This is a genomic window from Salinicoccus sp. Bachu38, from assembly GCF_038561955.2.
Lineage (GTDB): Bacteria > Bacillota > Bacilli > Staphylococcales > Salinicoccaceae > Salinicoccus > Salinicoccus bachuensis.
Map to the genome: position 1 here is coordinate 364896 of NZ_CP138333.2, position 14044 is coordinate 378939.

A 14044-nucleotide genomic window follows, 5' to 3' on the forward strand; every position below is an offset into this window, starting at 1 on the left:
GGGCACGCTTTATTTGTCTATATGATAGTTTCCGGACTTTCCTCCGGTTTTTGACAGGAGTGCCGTCTCATGTATGACCATGCCCTTGTCGATGGCTTTGCACATATCATAGACGGTGAGGGCGGCAGCGCTGGCGGCAGTCAGTGCCTCCATCTCCACGCCTGTACGCCCGGTCGTCCTGACCGTCGCCTCGATATGGAGGAAATGCCCCTCCTCAAGGTCCCAATGGAATGATATGTCGATACCGGACAGGGGCAGCGGGTGGCACATCGGAATGATCTGATGTGTATTTTTGGCCGCCATGATGCCGGCAACCTGTGCGACGGACAGGACATCGCCCTTTTTGACCGTGCCGTCGGCAATCGCCTGATGGATTTCTTCAGTCACGCCGAGGATGCTTCTGGCAACGGCTGTACGGGTCGTCACTTCCTTATCCGATACATCGACCATGCGGGCTCTGCCCTCCTGGTTGAAATGAGTGAATTCCGACATTTGAATCTTCCTTTCTAGTACAATGAGTATAACAGAATCCACAAGATGAAAGTAGTGATGAAATGAATCTGAATCGTACACCCATCCCCGTGACGGAAGCGGTGGATAGAGTGGTCGACCGCATAAGACCTCTGTCGGTGGAAACGGTATCCCATACAGAAAGCTATGGCCGTATTCTTGGTGAAGATCTGAAGGCGACCATGGATGTGCCGCTGTTCGACAAGTCCGCGATGGACGGTTTTGCCATCCGCGCTGAAGATAGTGCGGGGGCGTCCGGGGAAAACAGGATCGAATTTGATGTTGTCGCCGAGGTGCCGGCCGGATCCACAAGCGACTATGAATTGAAGCAGAATGAAGCATTCCGCATCATGACGGGTGCTCCGGTGCCTGAGAGTGCGGATGCCGTGGTCATGTTTGAACAGACGCGGCAGGCGGGAAATACATTTACTGTAAGGAAAGCATTCGAGGCTGGAGAAAACATCGCAATCAGGGGCGAGGAATGCAAAGAGGGCGAGGTCATCGTGCCGCGGGGCACCTTCATCAATCCGGGTGCCGTAGCGACGCTTGCGACATTCGGCTACAAGCATGTGAAGGTATACCGGCAGCCGGTCGTCGGGATACTTGCGACCGGCAGCGAGCTGGTCGATATCGACGCCCCGCTTGAGCCCGGGAAGATACGGAATTCCAACGGACCAATGATCCTGAGCCAGCTGAAACGGATGAATATGGAGGGGCGGATGTATGCCCTCGAGGCGGATGACTTCGAAGCCCTCCTTGCAAGGGTGAAGGAGATGCTTGGGGAAGTGGATGCGATCATCACCACCGGCGGTGTATCGGTCGGAGACTATGACCACCTTCCAAAGCTCTACGAGGCACTGGGGGCTGTGGAGCTGTTCAATAAGGTCGGCATGCGGCCCGGCAGCGTCACCACGATAAGCATGCTTGAAGGCACGCCGCTCTTTGGTCTGAGCGGGAATCCGTCCGCCTGCTACACCGGGTTCGAACTGTTTGCAAGACCGGCCCTCCTGAAGATGATGGGGCACGACCGTATCCATGCCCCCATCCTTGATGCGGTGCTTGACGGTGACTTCAAAAAGGCGAACCCCTTCACCCGCTTCGTCCGGGCGGAGATTGACTATCGTGACGGCCAGGTATATGCCAGCCCGGCCGGGTTCAACAAATCGAATGCAGTCACTTCCATTGCAAGAAGCAACGGCATCATCGTGCTGCCGGGCGGGACGAGAGGCTACGAAAAAGGGGACGGTGTCCAAGTGATGATGACCGACATGACGACCGGCACCACACGTTTCGAGCTATGAAGGTCCTGCAGGTCGTCGGCTTCAAGAACACCGGAAAGACGACCCTGATCCGGCACATGGTGGCACTGCTGAAATCAAAAGGCAGAAGTGTGGCGGTCATCAAGCACCATCATCTGGACCAGGGCGTCATCGATGAAAATACGGATACCGGCAAGTTCCTCTCGGAAGGTGCGGATGTCACGATACTCAATACACCGAACATGACGATGCGGACAGAAAATTTGCAGCCGGCCCTGGACGAGCAGATTGCGCAGCTTTCCGAAGATGTAGATGTACTATTGATAGAAGGGTACAAGCGTGCGGAATACCCCAAGATTGTATTGATCCATTCTTTCACTGATGGTCACACAAATGTAGATAAAATAGGGATTCGGAATGTTTTAAAGCATGCAGATATGCGGTATGATGAGGGTAATATTATCCAATGGTTTGACGAATGGAGTTCTGACGATGAAACAGTTTGAAGTAGTCGAAGCGCCGATTGACATCAATCGGTATCATGAATATACGATAGATGAAAAGCAGGGGGCCGTCTGCATGTTCACCGGCCACGTCAGGGAATGGACGAAAGGGACGCGCACCGTCCACCTGGAGTATGAAGCCTACAAACCGATGGCGGAGAAGAAGCTCGCCCAGATCGGGGACGAGATCAGTGAACGCTGGCCGGGAGTCAGGACGACGATTGCACATCGTGTCGGCAAGCTTGAAATTTCGGATATCGCAGTCGTCATTGTGACCAGCGCCCCGCATAGGAAAGACAGCTACCGCGCCAATGAATATGCAATCGAACGCATCAAGGAAATCGTCCCCATCTGGAAGAAGGAAGTATGGGAAGACGGAGAGGAATGGATGGGTGACCAGCGCCAGTACCATCCAAGCTTGGAGGAGAAATGATATGAAAGTAATGCTGTTTGCAGGACTGAAGGAAAAGACCGGCGAAAGCCGCATCATACTGGATACGCCCGGTGCCATGACGGCGGGCGAACTGAAGCAGGCGATATACACACAGTTCCCATCACTCGAGGGGGACGTGTTCCAGGTGGCCTGCAACGAGTCCTTCGTGAAGGACGATCAGATGGTAAATGAAGACGATGAGGTTGCACTGATTCCACCAGTGAGTGGCGGATGACAGAGACGATCGGCGTCGTATTGGCAGGCGGCAATTCGACGCGTTTTGGAGAGGACAAGGCATTCTTCGTACTCGATGGCAAGCCGATGTACAAACATGCAGCTGATGCCCTTGAGCAGTCCGGCGTATGTGATCGCGTAGTCGTCAGCACGAATGACCGTCTGAAGACATGTTTCAGTGACTATCAGACAGTTGTGGACCACCCGGATTTCCGGGACCGGGGCCCCCTCGGGGGACTTTATGCACTATCGGAATCCTTTCCCGGATGCAGGCTGCTCGTTGTGACATGCGACACCCCGTATGTTTCACCGGCATGGCTCCGCATTCTGCACGGCCGGGCGGTCGACCACGATGAGGCAATCATCGTCACGAGGGAAGCGGAACGTCTCCACCCGCTCATTGCGGTGTACCAGGGAAGGCACCTCTCCGAAACCGTGAGACAGCTGCTGGAAGAAAACCGGCTGAGCATGCGCGCTTTATTTGAAGAGAGGGAAAAGATCGAAGTGGATGCAGCTCTTCATGACATCGACAGCGGAACGTTCATCAATATAAACAGAAAGACGGACATTCACTGAGGAGGAATACTTATGGTGGAAAGCATTACAGACAAATTTGGCAGACCAATCCGGGATTTGAGGATATCAGTGACTGACCGTTGCAACTTCAGGTGCCGCTACTGCATGCCGAAGGAGATTTTTGGGGACGATTTCGAATTCATGAAGAAGGATGAGCTCCTGTCTTTTGAAGAATTGGAGCGCATCGCAAAGATCTATGCTTCACTCGGTGTCAAAAAGCTGCGGATTACAGGCGGGGAGCCCCTCCTGAGGCGGGACCTGCACGAACTGATCGAGCGACTTGACAGGATAGACGGCATCGAAGACATCGGGATGACGACAAACGGACTGTTGCTCAAGAAGCATGGTAAGAAGTTGTATGATGCCGGATTGAGAAGACTCAACATCAGCCTTGACGCCATGGATGACGACCTGTTCGGCCAGATCAATGACCGCGGCATCGGTACCTCCAGGATCATCGAGCAGATCGAGTATGCCCTGTCGCTCGGCTTTGAAATAAAGATCAACATGGTCGTCCAGAAAGGGTTGAACGAACATGAGATACTGCCGATGGCCCGGTTCTTCAAGACGATGCCCGTCACCCTGAGGTTTATAGAATTCATGGATGTGGGTAATGATAATGGCTGGAACTTTGATAAGGTAATCACGAAAAAGGAGATCCTCACCATGCTGGAGGAGGAGTTCGATATCGAACCCCTGAATCCTGCCTACTATGGTGAAGTCGCAAAAGTCTACCGCCACAAGGATGCAGAATCCTACCTCGGTTTCATTACGAGCGTGTCGGAAAGCTTCTGTTCCACGTGTACGCGCGCACGGCTTTCATCGGACGGCAAGTTCTATGGCTGCCTGTTCGCCGTGGACGGTTTCGACATCAAGCAGATTATGCGGGCAGGCATCTCGGACGCTGAACTGGTTGAAGTACTGACGGGTGTATGGAATAAGAGGGATGACCGTTATTCGGATCTCAGAACGGAAATTACAGCGGAAAACCGGCGCAAACGAAACAAAATCAATATGAGCTATATAGGCGGCTGAGGAAACGTGAAGTATACCTTCACGTTTTTTGTCGATAGGAAGGAAAAATTATGAAGCTGAACATGCCAATAAAATATCTGATCTTCTACGTCTTCATGTCCGCACTCGGGGTGCTGTCATTCATCATGTTCGGACACTACCTCTCCATGGTGCTTGAGGATATCGTCATCGAAGGTGCTGCACCGGCTGCTGATGCACTGGTCTGGATTGCCCTGTTCTTCATCCTCTATGCACTACTTTCTGCACTGTACAAAGTGGTGGGGGCGAGAGTGGCGAATCGAAGGATTGAAGCGCTTACGCACAGGGTGGTGTCAAGGATCGATGACCAGACGCGGAAGCATTCGGAATCGATGCTCAATGCGATCTTCGTCCACCTCGAGAAGTATCGTCCCTTCGAGAAAGTGTTCATTCCGACCGTCATCCAGACGGCAGTCAAAATCACGGTCATCATCGCTGCAATGTTCCTGATTCACAGGAATGCAGCCTTCATCATGCTGTTCACGGCGCCGTTCGTGCCACTCTATTATGTACTGGTGGGCCTCCGGACCAAGGACGAATCCGAGGCGCAGGCCGCTCAGTTCGATGAACTCGGAACATTGTTCCTCAACCTCATCAGAGGGAAGAATACGGTGAAGTATACCGGGGCTGAGAATACGGTAATCGCAAAACTCAAGCAGTATAACGAAAGTTATGTCAGGGAGACCATGCATATTCTGAAGTATGCCTTCCAGTCCACATTGATGCTCGAATTCATTACGATACTCGGCATCGGGCTGATTGCACTTGAGGTGGGGCTTCAGATCATCATCTTCGATGGCATTACGTTCTATGCGGCCTTCTTCACCCTGTTGCTTGCGCCTGAATTCTACAATGCACTGAAGGTGCTTGGCATCGAGTTCCACAACGGCAAGCTTTCGCAGGGGCATCTGGAACGGATTGAGGAGTGGCTCGATACCGCTTCCGACCGGAGCGACTACAGGACATTCGATGCATCAACGCAGTCGGTTGCACTCCGGAACGTCTCCATCGGCCATGGACAGGGCATGCTGCTGGAAAATGTCGATATGGCACTGCCGAAGACGGGGTTTGTTGCCATCACCGGACCATCGGGCATCGGCAAAAGTACATTCATACGCACGCTGCTTGGCCTGCATCGGCCAGAGACGGGCACAGTTGCCCTGTCCGAGGAGGGTGTCGGATACATTTCGGACGAGGTCTACTTCTCCGACACCACCATTCATGAGTATGTATCGGATGGTGAATATGAGGAAGCAGATGTCGTCCGTATACTGGATCAGCTCGGGCTGATGGATAGCCTGGACAACCTGGAGGAAGGGATTAACACCCCGATAGTGAACCACAACATCCCCCTCTCCGGCGGTGAAATCGTCAGGCTGAAGATGGCGAGGGTCCTGATTCGTCGGCCCCGCATCATCCTGATGGACGAGCCGACCGAATTCCTCGATGCCACGACCGAGGCGCTCATCATGGAACACTTGGCTGAACTCAAACAGGAGGCGGCAATCGTGGCAGTGGTCCACCGCAGGAAACTGCTGAAAATCGCAGACCGCCACTACACATTCAGCAACAGGCAGATCACCCTCGCGAAAGGGGAGTCATGATGGAATTCTTGAAAAATGAAAGAAAGCAGATACTCTACAGCATCATGCTCGGCCTCTCGGGCGGTCTAGTCGGCATTGCACTCTTCGGTCTCAGTGGATACATGATCAGCCTGAGCTTCTTCGATCCGCCTTTCTTCGTCATCATACTGATCATTGCAGTCATCAAACTTTTCGGAATGATGAAGGGAGCCTTCAAGTATATTGAACGGCTGCTTTCCCATGAGGCGACCTTCCAGCTGATCGGCCGGCTCAGGCTGGACTATTTCAGAAGCACGATCCGGACCGGTCGGAATACGCATAGCGTAAAATTCATCCAGAAACTGAACCAGTATTTCGAGCAGGTGGAGAACTATTATATTCGCATCATCTATCCCTACATCGTTGCCGTACTGATTTCACTGCTCCTCATGGTGCTCTCGGTGTACTTCGGCATGGCCTTTGTGGCGCTGACAGGGGGAATTGCCCTCATCCTGCTCTTCGCCATCCCCAAGGTTTTTGAAAGCCGGATGTCGCAAGCGCTCGAAGCAAGAGAGGCCACGGATGATGACCTCTACAGGAGGCTCTATCACTTCATCCACGACTATACGGACCTGTGGGTGACGAAAAAGGCAGAGAAGGAAAAGGCGCGGCTCTCCCCTGATATGAAAAGCATCAGAAAGAACGAAGACAAGGTGGCCATGTATGAAGCGGCGATGCAGTTCATCGCCCAGCTGGTTCAGATTGCAGCCATCATCCTGATCATCCTTATGCTCCATGAAGATACACCGCTGTGGGTGCCGATGGTGATGCTCATCGCCCTGAGCTATTTCGATCTGGTAATGCCCGTGATGAACCCTGCAAGCCAATACCGGAGAGTGAGGACGGCAGTATCCGAACTGGAAACGGATGTTCCGCAGGCTGATGCGGTGGAGGATTATCCCGAAGTGACAGCAATCCAGGCGGCAGACCTGAATTTCCGTTATCCGAATGCATCGCTTGATGTCCTGAAGGACATTTCCGTGACATTCAGAAAAGGGGAAAAGCACGCTATCATCGGCAGCAGCGGTTCCGGCAAGACGACACTGATTGAACGCATCATCCATGCAGATCCTGCAGTCACCATCTATAATGGGGGCGAAGAAACAGATCACCCTGCACTGAGGGCTGATGCGTCGATCATGCCGCAGCAGCTGGATTTCTACAATGCGACGGTGATGGATAATATCACCCTGTTCGGGCATGTCGACAGGTCGCAGGCAGAAGTCGGGGCCGACCTGGAAGCATTGGGAATGGCGCACTATGCACCACAGACAGCCATCGAATTCACCGGCAGGCTGTCGGGCGGTGAGCAGAAGCGGCTCCACTTCATCCGCATGCTGGCTGAAGACAAGCCGTGGTGGATCATGGACGAGCCGACGGCACGGCTGGATGATCGTCTGAAGCAGAAGATATGGGACCGCATACTGTCGAAGCCGACCCTCATCATAAGCACCCATGATCTCAGCAGGCTCGAATCATTCGACTTCATCCATTACATGGAGCAGGGACGCATCATCGAGTCGGGTCCATATGAAGAACTGATGCAGCAGAAAGGTGCAGTATATCAGGCAGTCCAGCGCTTCAAAGACTTTTTATAGTATTATATTCCAGTAAATGCTACACTGGTTGAAACATAACGTGGCACAAAGGAAGGGATTAACATGAAAAAGATAGCAGTGGTGACGGATTCCGCCTCTGGCGTCGATCAGGCATACAAGGAAAAGCATGATGTCAAAGTGCTGCCCATGTCTGTCATCATCAATGGTGTTGCCTATAGGGATGGCATTGATGCGACAACTGGGGAAATCTATGACATGCTGAAGGAAAGCGGGGAAGGGGCGAAAACCTCCCAGCCGACAATCGGTGAATTCATGGAAATATATGAAGCACTTGAAGCGGATGACGACTATGAAGCAGTCATAGCCATCCATGCATCGAGTGAGCTTACAGGAACCTACCAGAGTTCGATCAGTGCATCGGAAGGCATGTCAAAGCCCGTATATGTCATTGATTCCCGCATCGGCAGCTATCCGATGAAGCAGATGGTCGAACATGCAGTGGAGGCCAGGGAGTCGGATAGGGACATAGAGGAAGTCGTCGAGGAGATCAGGGAGATGACTGAACAGACCCAGCTCTACCTCCTCCCGCAGAGCTTCAACCAGATGAGGAAGAGCGGACGGATATCCGCTTCCCAATCGATGCTCGCCTCCGTACTCAACATCCATCTGAAGCTTGAATTCGACGATGGCAAAGTTGTTGTCGGGGAAAAGCTGCGTACGAAAAAGAAGATATACAATGCAGTGCTTGCAAATCTCGAGGCGCACGTAAAAGAAGAATCGGTGAAGACACTCGGCATCGTACATGCGGGCAGTTCGAGCCTGGTGGATGAATGGAAGCAGAAGATTGAAGAGAGATTGCCGCAGGTCGATCTGGTAGTGGAGCCCCTGGTTACTGTAGCCGGGGTGCATACGGGGCACGGCACAGTTGGATTTGGGTTTACAAAAGGCCGATAGGAAAAGCGATTCGGAATCAGTTCCGGATCGCTTTTTTCTTTTCAAGCCCGTAAACGGATAGTGCCGGGGATGGCACTTGGACATAAAACCTACATATTATAGTAAGAATAAAAGTGATTAGGAGTAGCAAGGGGAAAAGCCATTATGGTAAAATGACTATAATTATTAACTTTTGGGAGGTGACTACAATTGGGAAGGCGGATTTGAAATTTCATGTGCCGACTGAGATGTTAAAGAATAATCGTTACCCTGTTTCAGAAAGCACTTTACGCGAAAATTGTAGTCATATATTACCGGAGGTGAATCCCTTCTAGACAAGGGAACTAATTGGACATAACCACGATATGGAACTTAACTTTATTTGTAATTCTTATAGTACTCACAATGCTTTTTGTAGGATCTGAATTCGCACTCGTCAAAGCAAGGCTTTCCCGCATCGATCAGCTCATTGAAGAAGGAAACAGGAAAGCGCGCCGCGTGCGCAAGATGACGTTGGAACTCGACTACTACCTGTCCGCATGCCAGCTGGGCATTACTGTAACTGCCCTTGGTCTCGGCTGGATCGGGGAGTCGACTTTCGAAGTCGTACTGCACCCTCTTTTTGAACTGGTGGGGATACCCGACCAGTTGACGACGGTATTGACCGTGGCGCTGGCATTCATCATCGTCACCTTCATCCATGTTGTCGTCGGCGAACTTGCACCAAAGACAGTCGCAATCCAGTATGCTGAAAAATTGGCATTGATACTTTCAGGACCACTGTATTTCTTCGGAGTCATCATGAAACCACTGATCTGGACGATGAACGGTGCAGCAAGATTCCTCGTCAGACTCGTCGGATTCAAGGATGTGCCCGTTGAACAGGCCCACTCGGAAGATGAGCTTAAGATTATAATGACACAAAGTTATCAAAGTGGAGAAATAAATCAGACAGAACTGGCATACATGCAGAACATCTTTTCCTTCGACGAAAGGCTGGCAAAGGATATCATGGTGCCAAGGACACAGATGGTCACACTGACGGACCCTGTAAATATCGAGGATGTACTGGAGAACGTCAAGGAGCATAACTATACCCGCTATCCCGTTACGGAGGAAAGTGGGGACAAGGACCAGATCATAGGATTCCTGAATGTCAGGGAATTCCTGACAAACCACGTATCCGATGAGGAAGTCACTCCGGAGGATCACATACATGAAATACCGATGATCACCGAAGTCTCACGCATCAGTGATGCACTGGTCAAAATGCAGCGTGAGCGTGTGCATATCGCACTCATCATCGACGAGTACGGCGGTACAGCTGGTATGATCACGATGGAGGATATCCTTGAAGAGATCGTCGGAGAAATCAGGGACGAATTCGATGAGGACGAGGAACCTGATATCGTCAAGGTCGAGGATGACATCTATCATATAAATGGACGCGTACTGCTCGATGACCTCAATGAGCAATTCGATATCACATTCGACAACAGTGATGACATCGATACCATCGGCGGATGGCTGCAGAGCATCAATACCGATATCGAAACGGACGACTATGTCAACACGGACGAAGACAAATGGATCGTACTCGACATGGACAGCCACCTGATCAAACAGGTGGCGCTGCTCAAAGGCTATAACCAGTCGAATGGTGATGAAGAAGAGGAATAAAATAGAACCCCACAGAGTGGGGTTCTATTTTTATACATGCGTACCGGATTCCAGGTATTTGTATAAATCATAATCGATTGCTCTTTCCATCATCATATTCATTGTCACTACAGGTTTGCCCGTTCCATCATTCATTCTGGCCTCCTCAAGTGTCCGATAATCGATATGGCCTTCCCCAAGGTAGTAGAATGTGGATCCCTCGTCATCGTCCTTCTTGACGAAAATATGGATGGGGACCCCCTGTTTGTGTGCTTGGAGTATGGCTTTGATCTCTTTGGACTCGAGTGTACGGTTGCTGCGGGTGAACCATTTGAGCGTATTCAGGTCGAGGAACTGGTCCTCGTATCTGATGGTGTCTTCAATCTCCTCGTCCTTGTGATAGGTGATGAATATCGGGCAGGTCCCGTGCTTGTATTTGTACCCGTACAATGTGGAGGACTCATCTCTATCCCAGTTGAGGAGACGGCAGACATCCTTCCGGGAATATTTGCGATTGATTGTCAGAGGCTTCGACTGGTCATAGGTTTTGCTGAGGGCAAGGGACAGTTCCACCACTTGAATGATGTGCTCCCTGATCACAGGGTTCTCCAGTGCACTGGAAAATGTACTGGAAGGGTGGATAAAGTCATCTGCAACTTCAATGAGCGGACCGCCATATTTCTTCAAATCCTGCTGTGTGTGGAAGGCGTGGGTGAGGGTGCTAAGGACCGAATGCATCGTATCATCGGTCATATGATAGCCCCGTCTATGCATATCCAGCTGAAACTCTTTCATATTGACCGGAGATTCAATGACCTGCTGCAGCAACAGGGTTTCATGGATACGCTTGCCATCGGCAACTTCCTTGGACAGGAAAGTCAGAACCTGATGGTCATTCTCTGAAATGGCCAGATCCCTTTCTTTGATCTTTACCAGAAACTCCAGATAATGGCTGTATTTATGCAGGATCACCAGTGGATCGATGACGTCCGTATCATCATGAAAATCGATGAGCGCCGGAAGTCTGCCGATCTTATTTTTCAGGTACAGGTGCATTTCCTTCAGGAAGCTCTGGTTATTGAGTGTCGTTGTACTGATGGAGCTGTATATCTTTTCTTTGGCGATCGATTCGAAGTTGATGGTGGAGACGCCGCTGATTGCATTACGGTCTATCAGGGATTTCCTGAGCCTGTCCTTGTTGTAGGATCTGTCGCCTGTGAGGGCGATGGGAATCATGTAGTTGTTCCTGTAGTTGCCGATGAAGTCGATGACCGTCAGGTATTCCTTTTCATCATGCTTTCTGAGCCCCCGGCCAAGCTGCTGGATGAAGATGATGCTCGACTGCGTCTGGCGCAGCATGACCACCTGGTTGATGGAAGGGATGTCGACGCCTTCATTGAATATGTCCACCGTAATGATGTAATCGAGCCGCCCATTTTCCAGTTCCCTGACCGTCTGCTGGCGCACTTGCTGGGAGTCATCACCGGTCAGTGCCCGCGTTCTGTATCCCCGCATATTCAGCGCCTGGCTGAGTTCTGCAGCTTCCCTTCTGTTGGACACGAACATCAGCCCCTTGAGTGCCTCGCCGGAATGTCCGTAGTATTCGATCTTTTCCATCAGATGTGCGACCCGTTCATTGCTCGTCAGCTGTCCGAGTGCAGTCGTATCGTCGATGACTATGCCGTCCTTTTCGTAGTCGGTGACGCCGAAGTAGTGGAAGGGTGCCAGAATCTCCTCTTCCAGTGCCTGCTGGAGGCGGATTTCATAGGCGATGTTGTAGTCGAACAGACTGAATATCTCCATGTCGTCCGTCCGTTCAGGTGTAGCGGTCATGCCAAGCAGAAACCCAGGAGTAAAATGACTGAGGATTTTCGTATATGTCGTCGCACTGGAACGGTGCGCTTCGTCCACGATGATATAGTCGAAGTCATCCGGATTGAACTGCTCCAGATTGGCCGTTTTCGATAATGTCTGTACAGTGGCGAAAAGATATTTCGCATCCTCTCTCTTGGTGCTGCCACTGTATATCCCGAATTCTGACGGCGATTCATCAAGAAGACTCGAAAAGTCGTTCATGGACTTCTCCAGAATCTGCTCCCGATGCGCCAGGAAAAGCATGCGCCCGGGTCTGTACTGCTGTACATCGAATGCCGCCAGGTATGTCTTCCCCGTCCCGGTGGCGGAGACCACAAGTCCTTTATCCTTCCTGGCTTTCCGCAGGTCGGCAAGCGCCATCAGCGCCTCCTTCTGCATGAGGTTCGGCTGGATGGCCTGGCCGGTCAGTGCCTTGTGCTGATATCTGGAGCGGTCTTCGATGACCTCCAGTACTTTCCGCTGTTCCGGCTGTTCAACATGGGTCTGTTCATACTTCCGGATCCATTCGGCGTCTACAGCCGTGGACTCTTCCCATAACTTTTCGAACTGGCTGTTGAAATGCTGGATGATCGCGCCATTTTCAAGGCTTGTCAGTTTGAGATTGTATTCGTAGTTCTTTTTCAGTGCAGCATCCGTAAGGTTCGAACTGCCGATGAACATGGAGGAATAATGATCGTTTTGGAAGACATACCCTTTCGCGTGGAATCCTTCCTTATCGGCCACCCTGATTTCAAGGTTCGGTATGTTGAGCAGGGCTTTGAACACTTTGGGCCTATTGAAGTTCAAATATGTAGAGGTGATGATCCGTCCGCCCCTGTTCCTTTTCGCAAGTTCGTAGAGTGCCGTCTTCAAAGTTGCCAGTCCGCCTTCAGTAATGAAGGCGACGGATATGGAAAAGGAAAGGCAGCCCTCCATTTCATCAAGCATGGAGGAGAGTACATTCTCCTCTTTGGAGTTGATGATCATACGTGGTGGATGATGGCCGATCTTGTGTGTGTCCTGGTCCAGGAAACCTCGTTCGTATGCATTCAATAAGTTATTTCTGTTCACTTCCATATAATGACACCTCTTTCACTTCATTATATGGGAGTGGAGGACACTTTCCAAGATCTCCCGTTTATTTTCAAAAATATTCAAAATGATTATGAGGGTATGATAAACTGTAACTAACAAACGAGGGTGGTGTCCATATGGGTATTTTTGAGTTCCTTGTCACAATCGTGCCTGTCGCACTTTTCTTTTCCATTCCGCTCTACGCCATCAACGTTGGACATAGGCAGAAGAAGGAGAAGCTTGAAATCCGGAGGCTCCAGGAGGAGAAGGAGCTGGAGCGGCTCAGGCAAGAGAATTTCCTCCTCGAGAACAAGCATATGCAGCTGGAGCTCGACCGCATGAAGGAAGAAAGTGAGCAGCGGCGTCTGAAAGATTCCAGGGAATCGCGTTGGCTGATAAAGGATACTAAAGGTGAAATCACAGAAAAAAAGACCTCGTAAAGTGAATTACGAGGTCTTTTTACGTATTATGCCCTGTTGCCGCCAAGTGCTTTCATAATGAATGAAACAATAAGAATTAAAATGATTGCACCGAGCAGGCCACCGATAATACTTACACCGCCGACTTCCGGTCCGAAGCTCAGGCCGAGTGCATTTGCAATGGCAGCACCGACAAGTCCTGCGATAATGTTTCCAATGATACCGAATGGTACGTCTTTACCAATAATCAGTCCGGCGAGCCATCCGATGATGCCGCCTACGATCAATGTGATAATCCAACCCATGGATAATTCCTCCTTGTGTCCTGATTGTCTGTTTTAACATTAGAAATAAAA

The 14044-nt window shown here is 50.9% G+C and carries 14 protein-coding genes; 11 read left to right on the forward strand and 3 right to left on the reverse strand.

What is annotated here, in order from left to right; all coding sequences use genetic code 11:
* Nucleotides 1-9: 9 nt before the first annotated feature.
* Nucleotides 10-492, reverse strand: a complete 483-nt coding sequence (gene moaC, locus RQP18_RS01910) for a cyclic pyranopterin monophosphate synthase MoaC (RefSeq protein WP_342388478.1) — start codon at nt 490-492, stop codon at nt 10-12.
* A gap of 62 nt (nt 493-554) precedes the next feature.
* Here moaC and glp point away from each other — a divergent pair, with 62 nt between their 5' ends.
* The 10 genes from glp to RQP18_RS01960 all read left to right on the forward strand — a co-directional run bounded on the left by glp (nt 555) and on the right by RQP18_RS01960 (nt 10362).
* Complete coding sequence (glp, locus tag RQP18_RS01915) at nt 555-1811, forward strand: gephyrin-like molybdotransferase Glp (protein ID WP_342388479.1); 1257 nt, start codon at nt 555-557, stop codon at nt 1809-1811.
* Entirely contained in the window at nt 1808-2275 is a 468-nt protein-coding gene (gene mobB, locus RQP18_RS01920) for a molybdopterin-guanine dinucleotide biosynthesis protein B (protein ID WP_342388480.1), read from the forward strand. The genes glp and mobB overlap by 4 nt, the downstream gene beginning before the upstream one ends.
* Nucleotides 2262-2705, forward strand: a complete 444-nt coding sequence (locus tag RQP18_RS01925) for a molybdenum cofactor biosynthesis protein MoaE (protein WP_342388481.1) — start codon at nt 2262-2264, stop codon at nt 2703-2705. The genes mobB and RQP18_RS01925 overlap by 14 nt, the downstream gene beginning before the upstream one ends.
* A gap of 1 nt (nt 2706) precedes the next feature.
* Nucleotides 2707-2940: a molybdopterin converting factor subunit 1 gene (gene moaD, locus RQP18_RS01930; RefSeq protein WP_342388482.1), complete on the forward strand. Its 234-nt coding sequence runs from the start codon at nt 2707-2709 to the stop codon at nt 2938-2940.
* Nucleotides 2937-3515: a molybdenum cofactor guanylyltransferase gene (mobA, locus tag RQP18_RS01935; RefSeq protein ID WP_342388483.1), complete on the forward strand. Its 579-nt coding sequence runs from the start codon at nt 2937-2939 to the stop codon at nt 3513-3515. Before moaD ends, mobA begins: the two co-directional genes overlap by 4 nt.
* Nucleotides 3516-3527: 12 nt before the next feature.
* Complete coding sequence (gene moaA, locus RQP18_RS01940) at nt 3528-4550, forward strand: GTP 3',8-cyclase MoaA (protein WP_342388484.1); 1023 nt, start codon at nt 3528-3530, stop codon at nt 4548-4550.
* Between the two features lie 50 nt (nt 4551-4600).
* Nucleotides 4601-6172 carry an ATP-binding cassette domain-containing protein gene (locus tag RQP18_RS01945; protein WP_342388485.1) on the forward strand — a complete coding sequence of 524 codons (1572 nt, stop codon included), beginning with the start codon at nt 4601-4603 and terminating at the stop codon, nt 6170-6172.
* Nucleotides 6169-7788 carry an ATP-binding cassette domain-containing protein gene (locus RQP18_RS01950; protein ID WP_373446106.1) on the forward strand — a complete coding sequence of 540 codons (1620 nt, stop codon included), beginning with the start codon at nt 6169-6171 and terminating at the stop codon, nt 7786-7788. The genes RQP18_RS01945 and RQP18_RS01950 overlap by 4 nt, the downstream gene beginning before the upstream one ends.
* Nucleotides 7789-7851: 63 nt before the next feature.
* Complete coding sequence (locus RQP18_RS01955) at nt 7852-8703, forward strand: DegV family protein (RefSeq protein WP_342388487.1); 852 nt, start codon at nt 7852-7854, stop codon at nt 8701-8703.
* Between the two features lie 327 nt (nt 8704-9030).
* On the forward strand, nt 9031-10362 hold the full coding sequence (locus RQP18_RS01960) for a hemolysin family protein (RefSeq protein WP_342388488.1): 1332 nt from the start codon (nt 9031-9033) through the stop codon (nt 10360-10362).
* A gap of 30 nt (nt 10363-10392) precedes the next feature.
* Here RQP18_RS01960 and RQP18_RS01965 read toward each other — a convergent pair whose 3' ends face one another.
* Entirely contained in the window at nt 10393-13272 is a 2880-nt protein-coding gene (locus tag RQP18_RS01965) for a DEAD/DEAH box helicase (protein WP_342388489.1), read from the reverse strand.
* Nucleotides 13273-13406: 134 nt separating this feature from the next.
* Between RQP18_RS01965 and RQP18_RS01970 the strand changes: the two genes are divergently transcribed.
* Nucleotides 13407-13709 (forward strand): hypothetical protein, encoded by a 303-nt coding sequence (locus RQP18_RS01970; RefSeq protein WP_342388490.1) that lies wholly within the window; start codon nt 13407-13409, stop codon nt 13707-13709.
* A gap of 26 nt (nt 13710-13735) precedes the next feature.
* On the opposite strand, the gene RQP18_RS01975 is transcribed toward RQP18_RS01970, so the two are convergent.
* Nucleotides 13736-13993, reverse strand: coding sequence for a GlsB/YeaQ/YmgE family stress response membrane protein (locus tag RQP18_RS01975; RefSeq protein ID WP_031547271.1), 258 nt, complete (start codon nt 13991-13993; stop codon nt 13736-13738).
* Nucleotides 13994-14044: the final 51 nt, after the last annotated feature.

Excerpts from the sequence above, each read along its gene's own strand:
- moaC (WP_342388478.1), bottom strand. The coding sequence starts at position 492 with ATGTCGGAATTCACTCATTTCAACCAGGAGGGCAGAGCCCGCATGGTC.
- glp (WP_342388479.1), top strand. The coding sequence starts at position 555 with ATGAATCTGAATCGTACACCCATCCCCGTGACGGAAGCGGTGGATAGA.
- mobB (WP_342388480.1), top strand. The coding sequence starts at position 1,808 with ATGAAGGTCCTGCAGGTCGTCGGCTTCAAGAACACCGGAAAGACGACC.
- RQP18_RS01925 (WP_342388481.1), top strand. The coding sequence starts at position 2,262 with ATGAAACAGTTTGAAGTAGTCGAAGCGCCGATTGACATCAATCGGTAT.
- moaD (WP_342388482.1), top strand. The coding sequence starts at position 2,707 with ATGAAAGTAATGCTGTTTGCAGGACTGAAGGAAAAGACCGGCGAAAGC.
- mobA (WP_342388483.1), top strand. The coding sequence starts at position 2,937 with ATGACAGAGACGATCGGCGTCGTATTGGCAGGCGGCAATTCGACGCGT.
- moaA (WP_342388484.1), top strand. The coding sequence starts at position 3,528 with ATGGTGGAAAGCATTACAGACAAATTTGGCAGACCAATCCGGGATTTG.
- RQP18_RS01945 (WP_342388485.1), top strand. The coding sequence starts at position 4,601 with ATGAAGCTGAACATGCCAATAAAATATCTGATCTTCTACGTCTTCATG.
- RQP18_RS01950 (WP_373446106.1), top strand. The coding sequence starts at position 6,169 with ATGATGGAATTCTTGAAAAATGAAAGAAAGCAGATACTCTACAGCATC.
- RQP18_RS01955 (WP_342388487.1), top strand. The coding sequence starts at position 7,852 with ATGAAAAAGATAGCAGTGGTGACGGATTCCGCCTCTGGCGTCGATCAG.
- RQP18_RS01965 (WP_342388489.1), bottom strand. The coding sequence starts at position 13,272 with ATGGAAGTGAACAGAAATAACTTATTGAATGCATACGAACGAGGTTTC.
- RQP18_RS01970 (WP_342388490.1), top strand. The coding sequence starts at position 13,407 with ATGGGTATTTTTGAGTTCCTTGTCACAATCGTGCCTGTCGCACTTTTC.
- RQP18_RS01975 (WP_031547271.1), bottom strand. The coding sequence starts at position 13,993 with ATGGGTTGGATTATCACATTGATCGTAGGCGGCATCATCGGATGGCTC.